General features: G+C 41.0%; 4 protein-coding genes. All 4 read left to right on the forward strand.

Translation table 11 applies throughout. The features are described 5' to 3' along the window. Positions 1-274: 274 nt before the first annotated feature. Positions 275-1291, forward strand: a complete 1017-nt coding sequence (locus HF864_RS09205; protein ID WP_169462692.1) for a hypothetical protein — start codon at positions 275-277, stop codon at positions 1289-1291. A gap of 2 nt (positions 1292-1293) precedes the next feature. After that, the gene (locus HF864_RS09210) at positions 1294-2031 is read left to right on the forward strand and encodes a hypothetical protein (RefSeq protein WP_169462693.1); all 738 of its coding nucleotides are present in this window, start codon (positions 1294-1296) and stop codon (positions 2029-2031) included. A gap of 639 nt (positions 2032-2670) precedes the next feature. Beyond that, on the forward strand, positions 2671-3258 hold the full coding sequence (locus HF864_RS09215) for a recombinase family protein (RefSeq protein WP_169462694.1): 588 nt from the start codon (positions 2671-2673) through the stop codon (positions 3256-3258). Continuing rightward, a complete protein-coding gene (locus tag HF864_RS09220; RefSeq protein WP_169462695.1) occupies positions 3251-3631 on the forward strand; it encodes a hypothetical protein in 381 nt (126 codons plus the stop codon). The genes HF864_RS09215 and HF864_RS09220 overlap by 8 nt, the downstream gene beginning before the upstream one ends. Positions 3632-4052: the final 421 nt, after the last annotated feature.

Raw genomic sequence — 4052 nt, forward strand, 5'->3', positions numbered from 1 at the left:
AAATAAAAAAAGCCCCAACATTTGGCGATGCGTGGGACGAGTAGTAGATAGTAATATATGTTGAACCTTTTAAGTCAAACGGTATTGGCGTACCTAATTAATTGGTTCATGGCTTATTAATATTAATGGCTTTTAACGGCTTTTAACATTAATATTTAACGACTTTCATTATAGCCGTTGGACTGAAAATAAGCAAGAAAAATGTAGGTTGTCAACCTATTCTACTCATCCCTTTTTAAGCCATTGATTGCAGGGCGGAAAGGGATGTTTTAATTTGTTGTATACAACTACTAAAACTGAATGCAGACAACTGACAAAGGCTGACAACGTAAACACGTATACGGCAAATAATGACGGTTTGACGACGATTAGTGAATCTAGCCATGTTGTTGCAGGGCCTAAAGCTAAAAGCCGTGTACGGGCTTCTAAAGGCCCTAGAACGGCCATGCAGAAAAGTAGAGACCGTAGCCGTTGGTTAGATAGTCTGGAAAACAATTTTCAACAAGCTGGTAAAGGCATTGATGGCCTTAGATGTGCATACTTCAGTGGACACTTCAACAACGAAACTAAATCAGTGCAGGTGGCACAAAATAGGATTGGCAAGTGGCTTAAAGATGAACTGCCTTTTAAGGTTGAGTGTTGGACTAGCGTAATTGAGTACGACCAATATGGACTGGTTCATGCTCACGTTGTGCTAAAGGCTGATAAGAGCGTTTTAAACCATGGCGTTAACTACCTGCATAACGTACTGATTAAGAGCTTTAAAACGTACGGTACGGGCCATTCTCAACGTATCTATGACTTGGACGGGTTAGGCCGTTACATGATGATGAGCCAAACATCTAAGGCTAAAACAGTCAAGCAGGCCGTTAAAGATGAGCAACAAGCTAAAAACAACTATGACACTGTTAAGAGCTTGAACGTGCCTGCGAACATCAAAAAACAGGCTAAAAAAGAGTGGCGTAAAAGCCATATGGACAAAAAAAAGGCCGTTGCGAAAGCCTATGAAAAGCGTACAGACAAGGTTATGCGTAAAAGCTATGGACAAAATCATGGCGTTAAAGTCCGTTGTTGTCGGGTTGATGTGTGGGCCTTTATCAATGAACGTGGACAATATCAAGGCTCAACGGTAACTAGAATCACAAGCATTGATGAGTGGGGCGTTGAACATCTAATAAACGTGGTCAAACGGGATGTTTACAGGCTTAATGATAGTGATACCCGTGTACTGCAACATATGTTAAGCGCCATTAAAGCCTATCAAGACAACATGGAAAAGGCGGTGGCCTAACCATGGATATGATGAGTGAGCAGGACGTGCAGGCCGTAGTAATGACGTTAAGAGAGTGTAACACGCTTATACCCGTTGAGCTAGAACGTGATGTTGCTATCGTAGACCTATCAACGCTTGATCTTGACGCATTGGGCCGTGGACTATCGAACGCATCCAAGCCTAGACTGCTTAGAGCGTACAGACCAGATTATAAATCTATAACATGGTGGCAAAATGGCTCTCAGACAACACGAAAACTAAAGACCAAGACAACTGATAGAGTGAGTGCGTTTGATAAGCAATTGAACGTATATAGCCCTACTGGTAAACCTTACACATTGAGCCAAAAAGGCCGTGGCAACAGGCGTTACCTAGGTTTCGGAATCAGAGTTTTTGGGTTTACCAGAACTGCCTACATTCAAAATTTGATAATGGCAGAAACCATGGCGCGGGTGCATCCTAGTGCTTGGAACAGAGTTAAAAGCGCTTGGGATGTTGATTACCTAACATGGACTGGATATACCGTTCACCATATCCTACCCTATGAAACGTCAACCATTGCAGGAAACACACCATTGAACTTGATTTTGCTTGATGACTGGACGCATGACACGACTAAGGTTCAATACAATCAGTTACGGCGTAGAATTCTTGACGGGGATATTAAAAATAATAAAATGTTGATTTTACCAAAAAACGGCGCTATGCAGGCCCTGCAAAACATCCCTAGTTTAGGGCTACTAGGTGGGGCTAGTTAGTACAAAACAACGAAAAAATAGAAGGATAGCCATGGTGAGTAGCTTAAAACACACGCCACGGTCTATTTAACGCTGCATTTTTAGGCTGCATTTGACCAGTGTAAGCGCTATCTTATAAGGGATATATACACTTTAAAATGTATAAAGATATAAGAAAGTGGCGTAAAGTGCCATAACATCGGTGATTAGGAAAATGAATAAAAGTAATGAAAGTAGGTTGATGCACACAAAATCGCCTGCTTTTTATTTTTGGGCTGAAAGTGGACGGATTGTCCCTGCTAGTGGGGGTGTTTAGTAAGTTTCGGTGAAAATGGTACTAAACATAAATCGTATATAAAGGCCCTATTATTGGGGGTGTTTAGTTGAAAATAAGGCCCTTTTTGAGCCATTCATGAACCTGCAGGACAAGGCAAAACAAGTCTTAGTATTATATACCAAATTGATTGAAAAACATCCCTTAAAGCCTTATATATCAGTGCATTGCACGGTTGAACTTTTTTGCAGGAAACCATAAAAGGTGGGTCAATTAGTGGGCAATATTTGACCTAGGTAAAACAACGTGGTACAGTATGGACATCAACTGGTTCAAAAAGTTGGTGCAGAAAGTAAAGGATATATCGAGAAAGTGAGTAGATAGCTATGATATATGGATATGCTAGGGTTTCGGGTACAGGTCAAGACCTAGAATTGCAGATGAAAGAGCTGGAGCAGGAAGGCGTACCTGCTGAAAACATCTATGCAGAGAAATTTACGGGTACTACGCAAGAGCGTCCAAAGTGGAACGAATTGTACGACAAGTTGCAAAAAGGCGATACAGTGTACTTTACGAAAGTTGACCGTATAGGCCGTACAGTACGGGTTGCGGTTGATATAGTTAGCGACCTGCTGTCTAAAGGCGTTAAGGTCTATATCGTGCAACTAGGCGGTTACGTAGACAACTCAACGCTAAAGGGTAAGCTGATGTTCAATATGCTGTCAGTTATGGCTGAATTCGAGCATGACCTTATCGTTGAACGACTAGCAACGGGAAAAGCATACGCTAAAAAACACAATCCAAACTATAAAGAGGGCAGGCCAAAACGCAGAATCACAAATAGATATAAACGTATCTATGAATATAGCCTTACACACTCAATCAGAGAAACGGCCCTAACAACAGGCGTGAGTGAATCAACGGTTAAACGTATCAAACGGCAGATTAGAGAAAGTGAGAAAGCAAATGACTAAACAACTGACAATCTTAAAGTTAATGGCTAAACTGGACGCTGACACGGCTATTACGTTCATATCAACGCTTGCTGACGATAGATTTGATGAGCATGATGACTATGCACGAATCGTAATGTATTGTAACGACCTGCAAGGGATGTATAGGCCGTCAAATGATGACAATGCACCATGGATAGATGTTAGGGATGAAATAGCTAAAAGGGACGAGCAGGACGGTTACAATGATATGAATCTAGTAATAGATAGCATGGTACGAAACATCAACGACAATCAAATGGCCCTGCTAAGGACGTTGGCCTATGGTGAGCAAACGGCAAGCTATATCAAGGGTGCAGTCGATATGTACGAGCATTTAGATTGGAAAGATTAAACAAAAAGGGCTGCATGAATCGACAATTAAAGGCAATAAGAAAAGGGATGTTCGCAATGGCATCCCTTGTTTTGTTTGTCTATATTAAGTTGTAGCAGGACGATAAAGGCGGTGGCTAATGTTAAAATAAAACGGGTGGCCGCCTGCTATGAAAACGAGTGAAAACAAAATGAAAAACTTTCATAAGACCGTGAAAGCACGTGAAAAAAATAAAGTTTTGAGTGCTTGTATTGTACTGATTTTCGGGTTGTTTCATGTTTTCATTTAGCACTGCACGTACTTTAAAAGCGCTCAAAACGTTTGCAGGACGTGCATTTAAGGCGTAAAATAGTAGCCGTTTAATTAAATAAAAAAAGCCCCAACATTTGGCGATGCGTGGGACGAGTAGTAGATAGTAATATATGTTGAACCTTTTAAGTCA

The organism is Lactobacillus sp. MRS-253-APC-2B, assembly GCF_012843675.1.
Classification (GTDB): Bacteria; Bacillota; Bacilli; order Lactobacillales; family Lactobacillaceae; genus Limosilactobacillus; species Limosilactobacillus pulli.